The sequence below is a fragment of the Streptomyces atratus genome (genome assembly GCF_900119365.1).
Classification (GTDB): Bacteria; Actinomycetota; Actinomycetes; order Streptomycetales; family Streptomycetaceae; genus Streptomyces; species Streptomyces atratus_B.
In genome coordinates, this window is the sequence record NZ_FPJO01000022.1 from 20061 (window position 1) to 37671 (window position 17611).

Consider the following 17611-nt stretch of genomic DNA (forward strand, 5'->3'; position numbering starts at 1 on the left):
GTCCGCGGTGTCGTGCGCCCATCATAGGAATGCGGATCGTGCTGTGTGACGCACCAGGGGTGGTGAATCCGGACGCACGTCGGGTTCACCAGCCGATTGGTCCGAAATCGCCTGATCAATCCCCTGCCGGAGAGCGGGGTGCGCTGACCGTGGTGCGGGGTGGACGGCGTTGCGAGGAGGTCCGCACGATGAGTTCGGTCGGTATGACCTGCTCCACCGGTCCGTCCTGAGCCACGCCCTCGATGGCGTCGATCAGGAGCTGGACGACTGCCGTGCCGATTCTGCGCGGCTTGAGCGAGAGGGTGGTGATGGGGGGCTCGGTCGTCGCGTACACGGTGGACTCGCTGCAGCAGACCAGCAGCAGGTCCTCGGGGACGCGCAGGCCGTACCGGCGGGCCGCCGCCAGCAGATCGGTGCCGTTGGGGTCGAAGAGCCCGTAGACGGCGTCGGGCCGGTCCGGGCGGGCGAGCAGACGGTCGGCGGCGACCGCACCCGCGCACGGGTCGTGGGCGGGGTACGACTCGTACACCGGGTCCTGGCCCACGCGCTCGCACCAGTGGAGGTACGCGCTGGTGGAGAGGCGGGTGTACGTGTCGGTGGTGGTGCCGGTGAGCAGGCCGATGCGGCGGGCTCCGGCGGCGGCGAGATGGTCGAGCAGGTCGAGCACGGCGGCCCGGTGGTCGTTGTCGACCCAGGCGGTGACCGGCAGGGTGCCGGCCGGACGGCCGTCCGAGACGACGGGCAGCCCCTGGCGTACGAGTTCGGTGACGACCGGGTCCTGGTCGGAGGGGTCGATCACGACGGTGCCGTCGAGGGCGACGTTCGACCAGACGTCGTGGCGTGAGGTGGCGGGCAGGATGACGAGGGCGTAGCCGCGGGCGAGCGCGGCGGAGGTGGCCGCTCTGGCCATCTCGGCGAAGTACGCGAATTCGGTGAAGGTGAAAGGTTCGTCCCCGTAGGTCGTCACAGTCAGGCCGATGAGGCCGGACTTGCCGGTACGGAGGGTGCGGGCCGCGGCGGAAGGGCGGTAGCCCAGGCGCTCTGCGACCTCGCGGACATGGCGGCGGGTGGCGTCCGGGAGCCTGCCCTTGCCGTTGAGCGCGTCGGAGACGGTCGTGATGGAGACTCCGGCGGCGGCGGCCACATCCCGGATTCCCGCTCGTCCCTGCCGGCCGCCGCGCCGGGGTGTGTCCGTCCGGCTCACCTGGTGCTTCCCTGCTGCTGTCATGGCGAGCCGATAGTAGGGCTCGGAGGGGCGGTTGGCCCGGTCGCATATTCATTCGTTGACAGGCACGTTTTTGCATGATCATTAATGGTCAAATGCCTTGAAAACCAAGGACGTTGATGGGCCTGACCGTAGTGTGTCATGCATCGAAGTCGATGGGCCTGCTAAATGGTCGATGTCTCGAAGAGGTCTCATCTCACCTCTTCGAGGGACGCGCGCCACGGAGTGAGCCACCGGCGCGCGCCGGAGGCGGGAGCGCTCCCCCCATTCCTGGTCGCACCGGACGATTGGACGCCCGGGGCCATTCGCAGCGGCGCCCAATCCTCATAAGGTGAGCAGTATTGATGTGTACAGAGACGGTCGAGGAGGACCTGCGGTGAGCGAGACGAGCCCCAAGCTGCGCGCCGAGCTGGACGGCGTCCCCGCCTATGTACCGGGCAAGCCGGCCGCGGCCGGCGGACCGGTCGCGTTCAAGCTGTCCTCCAACGAGAACCCCTATCCGCCGCTGCCCGGGGTGATGGAGTCCACCCTGGCCGCGGCCGCGAACTTCAACCGCTACCCGGACATGGCGTGCACCGGCCTGATGAACGAGCTGGCCGAGCGTTTCGGTGTGCCTCTGTCGCACCTCGCCACCGGGACCGGCTCGGTCGGTGTGGCGCAGCAGCTGCTCCAGGCCACCTCGGGCCCGGGTGACGAGGTCATCTACGCCTGGCGCTCCTTCGAGGCGTACCCGATCATCACGCAGATCAGCGGTGCGACCTCGGTGAAGGTGCCGCTGACCGACGGCGAGGTGCACGACCTCGACGCGATGGCGGACGCGATCACGGACCGCACCCGGATGATCTTCGTCTGCAACCCGAACAACCCGACCGGCACCGTGGTGCGCCGGGCCGCGCTGGAGCGGTTCCTGGACCGGGTGCCGGGCGATGTTCTCGTGGTGCTCGACGAGGCGTACCGGGAGTTCATCCGGGACGTCGAGGTGCCGGACGGCATCGAGATCTACCGGGACCGGCCCAATGTGGCGGTGCTGCGGACCTTCTCCAAGGCCTACGGCCTGGCGGGGCTGCGGGTCGGCTTCGCCGTGGCCCACGAGCCGGTGGCGGCGGCGCTGCGCAAGACGGCGGTGCCCTTCGGCGTCAGCCAGCTCGCGCAGGACGCGGCGGTCGCCTCGCTGCGTGCCGAGGACGAACTCCTGGGGCGGGTGGGCTCGTTGGTGTCCGAGCGTCAGCGGGTGCAGCGGACGCTGGCCGGCCAGGGGTGGACCGTGCCGGACTCCCAGGCGAACTTCGTCTGGATGCGGCTCGGGGACCGTACCGCCGACTTCGCCGCGACGTGCGAGCGGGCCGGAGTGGTGGTCAGGCCGTTCGCGGGCGAGGGCGTGCGGGTCACGATCGGGGAGGACGAGGCGAACGACCTGTTCCTGAAGGTGGCCGAGTCGTACCGCAAGGAGCTGTAGGGCGGTCGCGCAGGCCGTCTGCCCGACCCGTGGCCCGGGCCCCGTACCTCGTCGACGAGGTACGGGGCCTTCTCGCTGCCTGGGGGCCGCAGTGCTCCCGGGGCGTCTGGTTCGGGCAGATTGATCGGAACGTCCCAAGAGGGGTACCCCGCCCGAACGTCCCGAAAGTCCGTGCGCCATAATGTTTGTGAATGTGAACGCGTTCACAAGCGTGTCCTGTTCCTCCCGTGATTAGTCGGATTTAAAGGGCAAACTGCCGGTGTGATTACGGCGACGTAAGGAGAAGACGACGTGGAGCTAGCTCTGGCGCCGGAGACCCTGGCGCGATGGCAGTTCGGTATCACTACCGTCTATCACTTCCTGTTCGTCCCCCTGACGATCTCTCTCGCCGCGCTCACCGCCGGCCTGCAGACCGCCTGGGTCCGGACGAACAACGAGAAGTACCTAAGGGCGACGAAGTTCTGGGGCAAGCTCTTCCTGATCAACATTGCCATGGGCGTCGTCACCGGCATCGTCCAGGAGTTCCAGTTCGGCATGAACTGGTCCGACTACTCGCGGTTCGTCGGTGACATCTTCGGTGCCCCGCTCGCGTTCGAGGCACTGATCGCGTTCTTCTTCGAGTCCACCTTCATCGGGCTGTGGATCTTCGGTTGGGACAAGCTGCCGAAGAAGATCCACCTCGCCTGCATCTGGATGGTCTCCATCGGGACCATCCTGTCCGCCTACTTCATCCTGGCGGCCAACTCCTGGATGCAGCACCCGGTCGGCTACCGGATCAACAAGGAACGCGGCCGCGCCGAGCTCACCGACTTCTGGCACGTGCTCACCCAGAACACCGCGCTCGCCCAGTTCTTCCACACCATCACCGCGGCCTTCCTGGTCGGCGGCGCGTTCATGGTCGGCATCGCCGCCTTCCACCTGGCGCGCAAGAAGCACATTCCGGTGATGCGGACCTCGCTGCGGCTCGGCCTGGTCACCGTGGTCATCGCCGGACTGCTCACCGCCATCAGCGGCGACCAGCTCGGCAAGGTCATGTTCAAGCAGCAGCCGATGAAGATGGCCGCCGCCGAGGCGCTCTGGGAGGGCCAGGACTCGGCGCCCTTCTCGATCTTCGCGGTCGGTGACGTGGCCAAGGGCCACAACACCGTGGAGATCTCCATCCCGGGGATACTGTCCTTCCTCGCGGACGACAGCTTCACCTCGTACGTCCCCGGCATCAACGACATCAACAAGGCCGAGCAGGAGAAGTTCGGCCCCGGCGACTACCGGCCCAACATCCCGGTCGCGTTCTGGAGCTTCCGCTGGATGATCGGCTTCGGGATGGCCTCCTTCGCCCTCGGCATCCTCGGACTGTGGCTGACCCGGAAGAAGTTCATGCTGCCGCCGGGACTGCGGACCGGTGAGGACGAAGTGCCGAACCTGGTCCTCTTCAAGAACAAGGCACTCAGCCCGAAGTTCGCCAAGTGCTACTGGATCCTCGCGCTCTGGACGCTGCTCTTCCCGCTGATCGCCAACTCCTGGGGCTGGATCTTCACCGAGATGGGCCGCCAGCCCTGGGTCGTCTACGGAGTGCTCCAGACCCGCGACGCGGTCTCCCCCGGCGTCTCGCAGGGCGAGGTGCTGACCTCGATGATCGGCTTCACCCTGCTCTACGCCGTGCTCGCGGTCGTCGAGGTCAAGCTGCTCGTGAAGTACATCAAGGCAGGTCCGCCGGAGCTCACCGAGGCCGACCTCAACCCGCCCACCAAGATCGGCGGCGACCATGACGACGCCGACCGGCCGATGGCCTTCTCCTACTGAGAGCAGAGGAGCTGAGAGATGGAACTCCACAATGTCTGGTTCGTACTCATCGCCGTCCTCTGGACCGGCTACTTCTTCCTGGAGGGATTCGACTTCGGGATCGGTGTCCTCACCAAGCTGCTGGCCCGCGACCGCAAGGAACGTCGGGTCCTGATCAACACGATCGGGCCCGTCTGGGACGGCAACGAGGTGTGGCTGCTCACCGCGGGCGGTGCGACCTTCGCCGCCTTCCCCGAGTGGTATGCCACCCTGTTCTCCGGCTTCTACCTGCCGCTGCTGCTCATCCTGGTCTGCCTGATCGTGCGAGGGGTCGCCTTCGAGTACCGGGCCAAGCGGTCCGGTGAGAAGTGGCAGACCAACTGGGAGCACGCCATCTTCTGGACCTCGCTGCTCCCCGCCCTGCTCTGGGGCGTGGCCTTCGGGAACATCGTGCGCGGCGTGAAGATCGACGCCGACATGGAGTACGTGGGCAACTTCTGGGACCTGCTCAACCCGTACGCCATCCTCGGCGGACTGGTCACGCTCGCCCTCTTCACCTTCCACGGCGCCGTGTTCGCGGGGCTCAAGACGGCCGGGGACATCCGGGAGCGGGCCGGCGGGCTGGCGCTGAAGCTGGGGATCGTCACCGCGGTGCTCGCGCTCGGCTTCCTGATCTGGACCCAGCTCGACAACGGGGACGGCTGGAGCCTGCTGGCGATGATCATCGCCGTGGTGGCGCTGGTCGCCGCGGTCGCCACGATCGCGGCGGGACGCGAGGGCTGGTCGTTCGCGTTCTCCGGGATGACCGTCGCGGCCGTGGTCGCCATGCTCTTCCTGACGCTCTTCCCGAACGTCATGCCGTCCTCGCTGAACGACGCCTGGAGCCTCACGGTCACCAACGCCTCGTCCACCCCGTACACACTGAAGATCATGACCTGGTGTGCGGGGATCGCCACCCCCCTCGTCCTGCTGTACCAGGGTTGGACGTACTGGGTGTTCCGCAAGCGCATCGGTACGCAGCACATCGCCGAAGCGCACTGAACGGATCCGAAGCCTGTCCGGCGGATCGTGGCCGGGGCACGACACCGACCCCGATCCGCCGGACAGACCCTGGTCCACCGACCGAGCTCGCTAGGGGCTGTTTCACGTGAAACCGATCGACCCGCGTCTGCTCCGCTACGCCCGCGCCACCCGCCTCTTCCTGGCGGCCGTGGTGGCGCTCGGAGTCGTCGGCGCCGCGCTGGTCATCGCCCAGGCCATGCTCATCGCCGAAGTGGTGGTGGGCGGCTTCGAGGACGGACTGACGGTCTCCGGGCTACGGACCCCGCTGATCCTGCTCGCCGCAGTCGCGCTCGGCCGGGCGCTGGTCTCCTGGCTGACCGAACTGGCCGCGTACCGGGCCAGCGCGGCGGTCAAGTCCGAACTCCGCGGCCGGCTGCTGGCGCGGGCCGCGGCGCTCGGCCCCGGCTGGCTGAACGGACAGCGCACCGGCTCCCTGGTGGCGCTCGCGACCCGTGGCGTGGACGCGCTCGACGACTACTTCGCGCGCTATCTGCCGCAGCTCGGACTCGCGGTGGTCGTGCCGGTGGCGGTCCTCGCCAGGATCGTCACCGAGGACTGGGTCTCGGCGGCGATCATCGTCGTCACGCTGCCGCTCATCCCGCTCTTCATGATCCTGATCGGCTGGGCCACGCAGTCCCGGATGGACCGTCAGTGGCGGCTGCTGTCCCGGCTCTCCGGACATTTCCTCGACGTGGTCGCCGGACTGCCGACGCTGAAGGTCTTCGGCCGCGCCAAGGCACAGGCCGAGTCCATCCGTACGATCACCTCGCAGTACCGCCGGGCCACACTGCGGACCCTGCGGATCGCGTTCCTGTCGTCCTTCGCCCTGGAACTGCTGGCGACGCTGTCGGTGGCCCTCGTCGCCGTCACCATCGGCATGCGGCTGGTCCACGGCGGACTCGACCTCTACACCGGCCTGGTGGTGCTGATCCTGGCGCCCGAGGCCTATCTGCCGATCCGCCAGGTCGGAGCGCAGTACCACGCGGCCGCCGAGGGGCTCTCGGCCGCGGAGGAGATCTTCGCGGTCCTGGAGACCGAGCCCCGACAGGCCGGCACGGCGGGTGTACCCGGTGCGCTGCGGCTGGAGCTGGAGGGGGTGACCGTACGGCACGAGGGACGTACCGAACCCTCGCTGGCCGGGGCCTCGCTGGTGGTGGACGAGGGGGAGACCGTGGCCCTGGTCGGCCCCAGCGGCGTCGGGAAGTCCACCCTGCTCGATGTGGTGCTCGGCTTCACCACGCCCGACGAGGGACGGGTACGGATCGGCGGCGTCGATCTGGCGACGCTCTCGCCCGACAAGTGGCGGGAGCGGATCGCCTGGGTGCCGCAGCGCCCGTACCTCTTCGCGGGCACCATCGCGGAGAACGTACGACTGGCCCGACCGGACGCCGACGCCGGCGCGGTGACAGCCGCGCTGCGGGACGCCGGGGCGTACGACTTCGTGGCAGAACTCCCGGACGGGGAGCGGACGCTCCTCGGCGAGGACGGCGCCGGTCTCTCCGCCGGACAGCGGCAGCGGCTGGCGCTCGCCCGGGCCTTCCTCGCCGACCGCCCGCTGCTGCTGCTCGACGAGCCGACCGCGAGCCTGGACGGCGAGACGGAAGCGGGGATCGTCGAGGCGGTACGACGGCTGGCGGCGGGACGGACCGTGCTGCTGGTCGTGCACCGTCCGGCGCTGCTCTCGGTGGCCGACCGGGTGGTGACCCTGGAACCGTCCGCGGCGGCGCGGCCGGCGAGGACCGGGGCGACCGCGCCGCGCCCGACGAGCGCTCCCTCCGGCCGTAACGAAGAGGCACCGGAGCCCGAGGCACTGCGGGACACCGAGGCCCGCTCCGGCCGGGTCCTGGCACGGGTCCGGGAAGCCGCGGGGGCACAGCGCGGCCGGCTCGCACTGGCGCTGCTGCTGGGCAGCCTCGCCGTGGGCTCGGCCGTCGGGCTGATGGCCGTCTCAGGCTGGCTGATCTCCCGCGCCTCCGAACAGCCCCCGGTGCTCTATCTGATGGTCGCCGTGACCGCGACCCGCGCCTTCGGACTCGGGCGGGCCGTCTTCCGTTATGCCGAGCGCATGGTGTCGCACGACGCGGTGCTCAAGATGCTCGCCGAGCTGCGCGTCGCGGTCTACCGGGGCCTGGAGCGCGTCGCGCCCGCCGGACTGCGCCGGACCCGGCGCGGGGACCTGCTCTCCCGGCTCGTCGCCGACGTGGACGCCCTGCAGGACTACTGGCTGCGCTGGATGCTGCCCGCCGGGACCGCCGTGGTCGTCGGAACGGCGGCCGCCGGATTCATCGGCTGGCTGCTGCCGGCCGCGGGTGTCGTGCTCGCCGCCGGGCTGCTGCTGGCCGGGGTGGGAGTGCCGCTGGTCAGCAGTGCCTGCTCCCGTCACACGGAACGACGACTCGCCCCCGCCCGCGCCGAACTGGCCACCCGGATCACGGACCTGCTCGGCGGGACCGCCGAACTGACCGTCGCGGGTGCCCTGCCCGCCCGCGCCGAACGGACCCGGGAGGCCGACGGCGTACTGACCCGCATCGCCGCGCGCGCGGCCACCGCCACCGCACTCGGCACCGGCCTGATCACTCTGATCGCCGGCCTCACCGTCGTCGCCACCGCACTCGTCGCCCTTCCCGCCGTGCACGACGGGGGGCTCGCGGGCGTGGAACTCGCGGTGGTGGTGCTTACCCCGCTGGCCGCCTTCGAGGCCGTGACCGGGCTGCCGCTCGCCGCGCAGTACCGCAGGCGGGTCGAGCGGAGCGCGGAGCGGGTGTTCGAGGTGCTGGACGCGCCGCTGCCGGTAAGCGAACCCGGCAGCCCGGCCGAGGCGCCCGCATCGCCCTTCCCGCTGGAGGTACGAGGGCTGTCGGCCTGCTACCCGGGAGCGGAACGGGACGCTCTCGACACCGTCGACCTGACGCTGACGGCCGGCCGGCGAATCGCCGTCGTCGGGCCCTCCGGCTCCGGGAAGACGACCCTCGCGCAGATCCTGGTCCGCTTCCTGGACGCGCGGGCGGGGACGTACCGGATCGGCGGGGTCGACGCCGGTGCGCTGGAGGGGGACACGGTCCGGCGGTACGTCGGGCTGTGCGCCCAGGACGCCCATGTCTTCGACAGCTCCATCCGGGAGAACCTGCGGCTGGCCCGTACCGGCGCGACGGACGAGGAGCTGCGTGCCGCCCTCGGCAGGGCCCGGCTGCTCGACTGGGCCGAGGCGCTGCCCGACGGGCTCGACACCCTCGTCGGCGAGCACGGCGCACGCCTCTCCGGCGGACAGCGCCAACGCCTCGCCCTGGCCAGGGCGATCCTCGCCGACTTTCCCGTCCTCGTCCTGGACGAGCCTGCCGAGCATCTCGACCTGGCGACCGCGGACGCCCTGACGGCGGATCTGCTGGCCGCCACCGAGGGGCGCACGACTGTGCTGATCACCCATCGCCTGGAGGGGCTCGAAGCTGTCGACGAGGTGCTGGTGCTGGACGCGGGCCGGATCGTGCAGCGCGGCCCGTACGCCGATCTCGCCGCCGGGGAAGGCCCCTTGCGGCGGATGCTGGAACGCGAGCGGGAGACCACGCGGGTACCCGGCGGAGCGATGAGCGAGCAGGGGACCGCGAGGGTGTCGGAGGAAGCCGTGGGCGCGCGGGTGTGAGCCGGGCGGCACGACAGCCGACTTTCCTCCCCAATCGGGACTAACTACTCTCGGGGTATGCCGGAGCAGGACCCGAAGGACTCACTCGAAGCCGCTACCCAGGCGACCCGCAGCCTGCAGGGCCTGTCCACCGAAATCACCGCCCGCATCCCACAGCTGCTGGAGGCCATGCGCTCCGTCGGCGCGGGCCTGGAACTGCACTCCACCCTCGACCGGATCTGCGAGACGGCCGCCGAACTCACCCACTCCCGCTACGCCGCCATCGGCGTCGTCGACGAGGAGGGCGAAGGGCTCTCCGACTTCGTCACGTACGGAGTGCCGGACGAGGTGGCGGAGGAGATCGGCCACCGCCCCGACGGACACCGCGGGCTGCTGGGCGCGCTGATCCACGACCCTGTACCGGTGCGGCTCGCCGATCTGACGGCCGATCCGAGGTTCGCCGGCTTCCCGCCCGGCCACCCCCCGATGCGGACCTTTCTCGGCGTCCCGATCCGCGTACAGGGAGAGATCTTCGGGAACCTCTATCTGGCCGAGAAGGAGGGCGGCGAGTTCAACGACTACGACCTGCACATGGTGCGGGTGCTCGCCACGGAGGCCGGGATCGCCATCGGCAACGCCCGGCTGTACGAGGCGGCACGCCAGCGCGAGCGGTGGATCGACGGATCGGTGGCCGTGACGACCGCCCTGCTCTCCGGCGGGGACGCCGACGACGCGCTGTCCGTCGTCGCCGAACAGGCCCGCCGGCTCGCCGACGCCGCCGCCGGGATCGTGCTGCTGCCCACCGAGGACGGCGGACTGGAGATCGTCGCCGTCTCCGCGGACGACCCCTCCTCCTCGCTGGGAGTGATCATCGGGCACGAGAGTCCGGTGGCGGCGAAGCTGCTCGGCGGCGAGGCGGTCTTCGTGGACGATTCGGCCAACGACGCCCGCATGGTCACCAGGCTGGCCCATCGGTACGGCCCGAGCATGCTGCTGCCCCTGCACAGCGGCGGGCGGGTGCTCGGCGCGCTCGCCACCCCCCGCGCCCGGGGCGGCAGACCGTTCACGGAGGCGGAGCGGACCCTCGCCACCCAGTTCGCCTCGCAGGCGGCGCTCGCGCTGATGATGGCCGAGGCACAGCGGGACCGGGAGCGGCTCGCGGTCTATGAGGACCGGGACCGGATCGCCCGCGATCTGCACGATCTGGTCATTCAGCGGCTGTTCGCCACCGGGATGATGCTGGAGAGCGCCCAGCGCCGGTCGGTGGTGCCCGAGGTGCAGACCGGGGTCGGCCGGGCGGTCGACGAACTGGACGTGACCATCCAGGAGATCCGTACCGCGATCTTCGCGCTGCAGCAGGAACCCGCCGAGGCGCCGTCGGGGCTCCGCACCCGCGTCCTGCGCGAGATCAACATGGCGGCGGTCCCGCTGGGCTTCAAACCCTCGCACCGCTTTCTCGGCCCGGTCGACTCGCTGGTCGGCGAGCTGACCGGCAAGAACCTGATCGCGGCGCTGCGGGAGGCGCTGTCCAATGCCTTCCGGCACGCTGAGGCGTCGTTGATCGACGTGGTCGTCGACGCGACCGTCACGCTGCCCGACGGGCGGGACGCGGTGCGGCTGTCGGTCGCCGACGACGGAGTGGGCATCCCCGAGGGCGGCCGACGCAGTGGGCTGCGGAACCTGGCGCGCCGGGCGGAGTCGCTCGGCGGCGCGAGCTGGTTCGGCCCCGGGATCGGGGAGGACGGAGGCGGTACGACGGTGGTGTGGGAGGCGCCCCTCTGAGGGTTCGGGAGGCGGCCGGGCGGCTGTCCCTCTCCGGAGGGGCTCAGCGCCCGGCGCCGGACGCCAGGCGCTCGGCGATGATCCGCTCGATGACGACCGCGACGCCGTCCTCGCCGTTGCTGCCGGTCCGGCCGGTGGCAGCGGCGAGCGCGGCCGGGTGGGCGTTGCCCATCGCGTACGAGGTGCCCGCCCAGCTCAGCATCTCCACGTCGTTGGGCATGTCCCCGAAGGCGACGACCTCGGCGGGCGAGATGCCGCGCTCGGCGCAGCAGAGCTCCAGCGTGCTGGCCTTGGAGACACCGGGACCGCTGACCTCCAGCAGGGCCGTGGGGCTGGACCGGGTGAAGGAGGCCCGGCCCCCGGCCGTCGTGCGGGCCAGGTCGAGGAAGTCGTCCGGGGTCAGTTCGGCGTGGTGGGCGAGGACCTTCAGTACGGGGACGCCGGTGCCGGGCGCCTCCTCGTGCAGCAGCTTCTCGGCGACGGCGACCGAGGCGCACGGATCCAGGTGGAACGGCGGGTAGTCAGGTTCGTAGTGGATGCCGGTGGCCAGCTCGACGGCGAAGGAGGTGCCGGGGGCGGCGGCGCGCAGCGAGTGGACCACATCGAGGGCGATGGGGCGCTCCAGCGGCCGGACCTTGACCAGCTCGCCGCCGGCGTGCAGGTCCGCGACCGCCGCGCCGTTGGCGCAGATCGCCAGGCCGTGGCCGTGCACATGGTCGCTGACGACGTCCATCCAGCGGGCCGGGCGTCCGGTGACGAAGAAGACCTCGATACCGGCCTCCTCGGCAGCGGCCAGCGCGGCGACCGTACGGTCGGAGACCGTCTTGTCGTCACGGAGCAGGGTGCCGTCCAGGTCGGTGGCGATCAGCCGGATTGCGGCAGGCGAAGGCGAGTCGGTAGCTGAGGTCACCCGCCCATTCTCGCGCACGAGGGTGCACGGGCGTGCGGAGGGGCGCACATCTGAGGATGCACGCCCCTGACCAGGTGAACATGCCTGGTGCGTATGCCACCGGTTCCCGGGGCGGGTTGGTCAGCGTCCGAGCTGGGCCAGGCCCTCGGTGGCGATGCGTTCGAAGACCTTCTCGTCCGCCGCGAAGTCGGAGTCGGGGATCGGCAGGTGGATGACGATTTCGGTGAAGCCGAGCGCGAAGTGGGTGCCCGCGAAGTCCACGAAGGCGTCGAAGGACTGCAGCGGGCGGTCCGGGGTGAAGCCGGTGAGAAGGATCTTGTCCAGCTCGGCGGCATCCCGGCCGATGGACTCGCAGGCCGTGTCCAGCTTGGCGAGCTGTCCCCGGATGGCTTCCACGGACTGCGCCGGGGTCCCCGTCTCGTACAGCTTCGGGTCGCCTGTGGTGACCCAGGCCTGGCCGTACCGGGCGGCGAGCTTCATCCCGCGCGGGCCGGTCGCCGCCACCGCGAACGGCAGCCGGGGCCGCTGCACACAGCCGGGGATGTTCCGGGCCTCGTGCGCCGAGTAGAACGTGCCCTCGTACGTCACCGAGGGCTCACGGAGCAGTTGGTCGAGCAGCGGTACGAACTCGTCGAAGTGGTCGGCCCGCTCGCGCGGCGTCCACGGCTCCTCGTCGCTGCGGCGCAGGGTAGTGGCGTCGAAGCCGTTGCCGCCGGCACCGATGCCGAGGGTGAGGCGCCCGTCGGAGACGTCGTCGAGCGTGATGAGTTCCTTGGCGAGCGTGACGGGGTGCCGGAAGTTGGGGGAGGTGACGAGGGTGCCCAGGCGGAGGCGCTCGGTCGCCGTGGCGGCGGCGGTGAGGGTCGGCAGGGCACCGAACCAGGGGCCGTCGCGGAAGGTCCGCCAGGCCAGGTGGTCGTAGGTGTAGGCGGCATGGAACCCGAGGTCTTCGGCCCGCTGCCAGATCTTCTGTCCTTCGGCCCACCGGTGGATGGGGAGGATCACCGTGCTCAGACGCATGACCCCGACGATACGCGTGCTTCCTGCTGCCACGGATATGCCGACGGAGCAGATCAGGGAAGCCACGCCGACGCCGCGATGGGGTCGCTACCGTGGCGTCATGGGCACGCTGGGAAGGGCCGAACTCGAGGCCATGATCGAAGAGGCGACTGTCGACGCCTACAACGAGGACGAGCAGCTGACCGGTCTGTTCACCATGCTTGAGGAGTGCCTCGACCTGCCCTTCACCACCGCGGTTCTCGGCGTCGAGGTAACTGTGCACGGCGTCGACCTCACGCCCGACGGCAGGATCGCCGCCCTGTGCTCTCGTGGCCGTGTCCGGCAGTCGATCGGCATCCTGGAGCTGCCGTTGCCCAGCCCGGCGCCCGAGGGGGCGGACTGGATCGAGGCGTACCGCCACTGGGCCGGTTGAGGCCGGGCACCTCTCACTTCACGCGGCCACCAGCCAACCCGAGCGGGTCTTCCGCAACCCTGAAAAGATCGAGCAGGGGTGGCAGCGGATGCGGACCGAACGCCTTCCACGGCACGGCTGTCCCCGCCTGCTTCCTGGTACTGCGGGGCACGGACGGAGCACCAGCGGGTCAGCGCGGCCAGGTACTGTTCGTCAACGCCGAGCGCGAAGTGGTCGCGTACACGCTACTCCCCGGCCTGCTGCCAGACCGCGGTGAGCGCTGCGACGGGGTCGGCGTCGGGCGGCGCCGCGGGCCACCATTCGCCGCCGTCGTCCTGGATGTAGGGGTACCAGCGGGCGTCGGGGCCCAGTCGCAGTTGGATGCCATGGCCGGTGAGGGTGAGGCGGTTGCGCCAGGCCCTGAGGGGGACAGGGGCGGTGGCCATCTCGGTGAGGGCCGCGGTCAGGGTGGTGCGGGCGGCCGACATCGCCGCCGGGTCGGGAGTGCAGGGCTGTTCGGCGACGGTGATGCCGGTGGCGCCGCCGTGGCGCCAGGCGCGGGTGAGGCGGGCGAACGCGGTCGGTTTGGCGTCGGTGCTCTGGATCAGGTGGTGGAACCACTCGGGTCCGGGGCTGCTTGCGGCGATCCGTACCGCGTCCTGGTGCTGGGTCAGGTGCAGGCTCGTGGTGTCGCCCGTCAGCAGACGGCCGGCGCGTGCGGCGGTGTCGGCCATGAGACGTTGCAGGTCCGTGGTGGACAGGCCGGTGCCGGGCGGCGCGGCGGCGGGCAGTGCGGTGGTGTGGACGGCGGGCTCGGGGGGTTCGGGAAGGGGCGGGGTGTTTTCGGCCAAGGCGGCCCGGGCCGCATAGGCGCCTGCGGCCGGGACGCCGGCCGGGGCCTGTCGGGTGGTCTCCTGGGCCGCAGTACGGCGTGAGCGCAGCTGGGCGAGGACTTCCTCGCGACCGCGGCCGCGCAGGGCGAAGAGCACGAAGGGGTCGGCGTCGATGGTGGCGGCGACGGCGTAGCAGAGCGCGGCGGCGTGCTTGCAGGGGTATCCCCAGTCGGGACAGGAGCAGTCCGGGTCGAGCTCGGTGGGCCGCGGGAGCAGCGGCACGCCCGCCTGGTGGGCGTCGTCGACGAGTTCGGCGGGCATTTCGCCGTCGAGGAGCGCGGCGAGATGCCCGGCACGGGCCGCGACGGCGTCGAGCAGGGTGTCCCACTGGATGTCGGTGAGGACGGGCAGGTGCACGAAGGAACGGTAGGGGTGCGGCCTGCTGCCCTGGACAGCGGCCTTGACCTGGCCCGGGGCGACGGTGGTCGGGCCGACCATGCCCTGGCGGGCGTAGGTGCGTCCGCGGGACAGGCGCCCGGCGTCCAAGGTGGAGCCCTCCAGGGCCGTCACCCACGCCTGGCCCCACCAGGTTGCCGCGAAGGCTCGCCTGCCATGGGCGGGTGCACGGCGCGGGCCGGGGACGGAGGGGCTCACGACTGCCTCCCCAGGGCGACGAGTTCGGCGAGGTCGGTGTCGGACAGTTCGGTCAGGGCGGCCTCGCCGGAGCCGACGACGGCGTCGGCGAGCGCGCGCTTGGATTCGAGCAGCTTCGCCACCTTGTCCTCCACGGTTCCCTCGGTCAGGAGTTTGTGCACCTGGACGGGCTTGTCCTGGCCGATGCGGTAGGCGCGGTCGGTGGCCTGGTCCTCGACGGCCGGGTTCCACCAACGGTCGTAGTGCACGACGTGGGTGGCGCGGGTGAGGTTGAGTCCGGTGCCCGCTGCCTTCAGCGACAGCAGGAACACGGGGACTTCACCGTGCTGGAAGCGTTCCACCATGTCCTCGCGCCCGGCGACGGGCGTGCCGCCGTGCAGGAAGAGGGTGGGGACGCCGCGCTCGGCGAGGTGTCTTTCCAGGAGGGTCGCCATCTGCTTGTACTGGGTGAAGACCAGCACCGACTCGCCCTCGGCGGTGATGGTGTCGATCAGTTCGTCGAGCAGGTCGAGCTTGCCGGACCGGCCGCGCAACGGCGTGGACTGGCGCAGGTACTGGGCCGGGTGGTTGCAGATCTGCTTCAGAGCGGTGAGCAGCTTCAGCACCAGTCCGCGCCGGGCGATGCCCTCCGACTCCCCGATCTTCGTCATGGTCTCGCGGACCACTGCCTCGTACAGGCCGGCCTGCTCGGCTGTCAGCGCGACGACGCGGTCGGTCTCGGTCTTGGCCGGAAGTTCGGGCGCGATCCCCGGGTCGGACTTCTTGCGACGCAGCAGGAAGGGGCGGACGAGGTGGGACAGGCGCTCGGCGGCCTCGGGATCCTCGCCCGCCTCGACCGCGCGGGCGTGCCGGTCGCGGAAGGCGGTGAGCGGGCCGAGAAGCCCGGGGGTGGTCCAGTCGAGGATCGCCCACAGTTCGGAGAGGTTGTTCTCCACAGGGGTGCCGGTGAGGGCGACGCGGGCGAGGGCGGGCAGGGCACGCAGGTGGCGGGCAGTGACGGTGTAGGGGTTCTTGACGTGCTGGGCCTCGTCGGCTGCGATCAGCGACCAGGCGGTTTCGGCGAGGACTTCGCGGTCGCGGCGCAGCACCCCGTAGGTGACCAGGACGATCTCGTCGCGGGCCAGGTCCTCGAGGTGCCGGTCGCCGCCGTGGTAGCGGCGCACGGGGGTGGACGGCGCGAACCTGGCTGCCTCGCGCTGCCAGTTGCCGAGCAGGGAGGCGGGGCAGACGACGAGGGTGGGGCCGGCGGTGGCGACGCCAGTCTGGCGGTGCAGGTGCAGGGCGATCAGGGTGATGGTCTTGCCCAGGCCCATGTCGTCGGCGAGGCAGCCGCCGAGGCCCAGTTCGCACATCTCGGCCAGCCAGGCGAGACCCCGCTTCTGGTAGTCGCGCAACGTGGCCTTGAGGGCGGTGGGCTGCGGGGCGGGGGTGCGGGACTCGGGGTCGCGGATACGGGCGACGAGGTCGCCGAGCGGGCCGACCGCCGTGCAGGGGATCGGTTCGTCGTCCCGCTCGACCTCGCCGGTCAGTGCGGCGCTCAGCGCCTCCATGGGGGTGAGCGGTTCCATCCGGCGGCGCCCGACGCGGGCCACCAGCCTCGGGTCGGCGACCACCCACTGGTCACGAAGCCGCACGAGGGGGCGGCGCGCCTCGGCGAGGGCGTCCATCTCGGCCTCGGTGAGCGGCTCGCCGCCGAGTGAGATCTGCCAGCGGAAGTCGAGCAGGGCGTCGGTGTCGAGGAGGCCGCCCGCGCTGGAGCCGGGGGTGGTGCGCTGACCGATCTCCGCGGTTGCGGTGAGTGCCTTGACCAGTTCGCGCGGCCAGTGCACGTCGATACCGGCCGTGCGCAGCGTGTCAGTGGCGTCTCCCAGCAGGTCGAAGGCTTCGTCGTCGGTCAGCCGGAGCTGATCGGGAGCGGCGTCCTGGAGCAGCCGCTGGAGCGGGGGCCAGGCGCGGGCGCCGCGGCGCAGCGCGAGCAGTGTCTCGGTCTCGGCGCGCGGTCCGAGCAACTGCTCCACCTCGGCCGGCTCGCTCCACAGCCGTGCGGCCTCGACGACGAGCGACGGATCCGCTGCGGTGTGCACCTGCAGGACGGCCCGGAACCGCTGCCTGCGTCCCTCGGGAACGTCGACGCGCAGCGAGACCCCGACCTCGGCGGTGAACGCGGTGGCGGTCTCCTCGGCCCACTCGCGCAGGGCGGGTACCGCTCGCGCCTCGCGCCAGGCGTACGGCAGGGCTCCCATGGCGAGCGGAGCGGCCGGGGTACGGACCAGTTCGTCGGCAACTGCGTCGCAGAACTGGCGTACCAGTGCGGCTGGTTCGGCGATCCGCAACGGGGCCGGTCCGGGCTCGGGCAGGCAGTGGGCGTGGGGTGGGAAAGCGGCGGCGAGGGCGTCCAGCGTCTGACGCTGGGCGGCGGTGAAGGGGCCCGCCTGCCAGGTGTCGTAGCCGGCGGGGGTGAGGGCCGGGTGAAGACGGCCGTCGGCGAGCATCCGCAGCGCGAAGCGGGCGGCTGCCTGCCAGGCGGCGGCGGCCGGATGCGCCGGTCGGGTCCCGGCCAGGGCGGCGACGGCGACGGCGACGGGAAGCGCGTAGCCCTTCACCCTGCGGCGCCTGACCGAGCGGCCGTGCGGCAGCACCAGTTCCACCGACTGGGTCTCGACGCCCGCGGGCACCATGCTGTACCCGATGGCCGCCCCGGCGGGGTTCCACAGCAGCAGCCGTCCGAGGCGGGCGGGCTCGCCGGGCAGGAACACCGCAGCACAGCCTTCCCCGAGCAGATCGCTCGCGAAGGCGGTCGCCTCCGGCGTGGCCAGCGGCGGCGCGCTTCTCGTACCCGTGGCCGACTCTCGTACGACGACCTGTGCCATTCTCTTTCGCCCC

Annotated in this window: 11 protein-coding genes; 6 read left to right on the plus strand and 5 right to left on the minus strand. The window is 71.1% G+C overall.

Features of this window, described 5'->3' with window-relative positions:
* Nucleotides 1-115: 115 nt before the first annotated feature.
* Nucleotides 116-1228 (minus strand): LacI family DNA-binding transcriptional regulator, encoded by a 1113-nt coding sequence (locus tag BT364_RS29000; RefSeq protein WP_072488202.1) that lies wholly within the window; start codon nucleotides 1226-1228, stop codon nucleotides 116-118.
* Nucleotides 1229-1601: 373 nt separating this feature from the next.
* Here BT364_RS29000 and hisC point away from each other — a divergent pair, with 373 nt between their 5' ends.
* The 5 genes from hisC to BT364_RS29025 all read left to right on the plus strand — a co-directional run bounded on the left by hisC (nucleotide 1602) and on the right by BT364_RS29025 (nucleotide 10920).
* A complete protein-coding gene (gene hisC, locus BT364_RS29005) occupies nucleotides 1602-2681 on the plus strand; it encodes a histidinol-phosphate transaminase (RefSeq protein WP_072488203.1) in 1080 nt (359 codons plus the stop codon).
* Nucleotides 2682-2972: 291 nt separating this feature from the next.
* Entirely contained in the window at nucleotides 2973-4481 is a 1509-nt protein-coding gene (locus BT364_RS29010) for a cytochrome ubiquinol oxidase subunit I (RefSeq protein WP_072488204.1), read from the plus strand.
* Between the two features lie 18 nt (nucleotides 4482-4499).
* Nucleotides 4500-5501 (plus strand): cytochrome d ubiquinol oxidase subunit II, encoded by a 1002-nt coding sequence (gene cydB, locus BT364_RS29015; RefSeq protein ID WP_072488205.1) that lies wholly within the window; start codon nucleotides 4500-4502, stop codon nucleotides 5499-5501.
* Nucleotides 5502-5607: 106 nt separating this feature from the next.
* A complete protein-coding gene (cydD, locus tag BT364_RS29020) occupies nucleotides 5608-9159 on the plus strand; it encodes a thiol reductant ABC exporter subunit CydD (protein WP_072488206.1) in 3552 nt (1183 codons plus the stop codon).
* A gap of 57 nt (nucleotides 9160-9216) precedes the next feature.
* Nucleotides 9217-10920, plus strand: coding sequence for a GAF domain-containing sensor histidine kinase (locus tag BT364_RS29025; protein WP_072488207.1), 1704 nt, complete (start codon nucleotides 9217-9219; stop codon nucleotides 10918-10920).
* A gap of 43 nt (nucleotides 10921-10963) precedes the next feature.
* Here the strand turns inward: BT364_RS29025 and BT364_RS29030 are convergent, their stop codons facing one another.
* Both BT364_RS29030 and BT364_RS29035 read right to left on the minus strand, forming a co-directional pair.
* Complete coding sequence (locus BT364_RS29030) at nucleotides 10964-11830, minus strand: Cof-type HAD-IIB family hydrolase (RefSeq protein ID WP_072488208.1); 867 nt, start codon at nucleotides 11828-11830, stop codon at nucleotides 10964-10966.
* A 120-nt stretch (nucleotides 11831-11950) separates the two neighbouring features.
* On the minus strand, nucleotides 11951-12850 hold the full coding sequence (locus tag BT364_RS29035) for an LLM class flavin-dependent oxidoreductase (RefSeq protein WP_072488209.1): 900 nt from the start codon (nucleotides 12848-12850) through the stop codon (nucleotides 11951-11953).
* A 100-nt stretch (nucleotides 12851-12950) separates the two neighbouring features.
* Here BT364_RS29035 and BT364_RS29040 point away from each other — a divergent pair, with 100 nt between their 5' ends.
* The gene (locus tag BT364_RS29040) at nucleotides 12951-13262 is read left to right on the plus strand and encodes a hypothetical protein (RefSeq protein ID WP_079179688.1); all 312 of its coding nucleotides are present in this window, start codon (nucleotides 12951-12953) and stop codon (nucleotides 13260-13262) included.
* A gap of 224 nt (nucleotides 13263-13486) precedes the next feature.
* Here BT364_RS29040 and BT364_RS29045 read toward each other — a convergent pair whose 3' ends face one another.
* Nucleotides 13487-14728 carry an SWIM zinc finger family protein gene (locus tag BT364_RS29045; RefSeq protein ID WP_072488210.1) on the minus strand — a complete coding sequence of 414 codons (1242 nt, stop codon included), beginning with the start codon at nucleotides 14726-14728 and terminating at the stop codon, nucleotides 13487-13489.
* A complete protein-coding gene (locus BT364_RS29050) occupies nucleotides 14725-17598 on the minus strand; it encodes a DEAD/DEAH box helicase (protein ID WP_079179682.1) in 2874 nt (957 codons plus the stop codon). Before BT364_RS29050 ends, BT364_RS29045 begins: the two co-directional genes overlap by 4 nt.
* Nucleotides 17599-17611: the final 13 nt, after the last annotated feature.

Excerpts from the sequence above, each read along its gene's own strand:
- BT364_RS29040 (WP_079179688.1), top strand. The coding sequence starts at position 12,951 with ATGGGCACGCTGGGAAGGGCCGAACTCGAGGCCATGATCGAAGAGGCG.
- BT364_RS29025 (WP_072488207.1), top strand. The coding sequence starts at position 9,217 with ATGCCGGAGCAGGACCCGAAGGACTCACTCGAAGCCGCTACCCAGGCG.
- BT364_RS29050 (WP_079179682.1), bottom strand. The coding sequence starts at position 17,598 with ATGGCACAGGTCGTCGTACGAGAGTCGGCCACGGGTACGAGAAGCGCG.
- cydB (WP_072488205.1), top strand. The coding sequence starts at position 4,500 with ATGGAACTCCACAATGTCTGGTTCGTACTCATCGCCGTCCTCTGGACC.
- BT364_RS29035 (WP_072488209.1), bottom strand. The coding sequence starts at position 12,850 with ATGCGTCTGAGCACGGTGATCCTCCCCATCCACCGGTGGGCCGAAGGA.
- BT364_RS29000 (WP_072488202.1), bottom strand. The coding sequence starts at position 1,228 with ATGACAGCAGCAGGGAAGCACCAGGTGAGCCGGACGGACACACCCCGG.